Below are 272 nucleotides of genomic sequence, written 5' to 3' on the forward strand. Positions count from 1 at the left end.
CTTGTATGGCGATATAGAATGACGCTTTTAACGAGCGTTTATGGTTGTTAATGGTATTGTAGGAAAAGCCTTTGTCTTTCATGCGTACCGCCCATTCTTTAGCGTCAGAGGGCTTGATTGTATCAATGCTCCTAGCACCCAACTTGTCCTCTTTCAATAACCGCATGAGTTGTTCCCGTTGTTTCATTGTGCTTTTCTTCACATTTGCCCTCTGTGCGTTCTGTTTGGCATAGAGTTGGCAAAGCGTCATTTTCTTGCCTGTGCTGTCGATA

The 272-nt window shown here is 43.8% G+C and carries 1 pseudogene; it reads right to left on the reverse strand.

From position 1 onward, the window contains the following. Positions 1–272 (reverse strand): annotated as a pseudogene (locus LI164_RS15800) (site-specific integrase); the annotation flags it as partial.

This window comes from Dorea sp. 210702-DFI.3.125, assembly GCF_020560945.1.
In the GTDB taxonomy this organism is placed as follows: Bacteria; Bacillota; Clostridia; order Lachnospirales; family Lachnospiraceae; genus Dorea; species Dorea formicigenerans.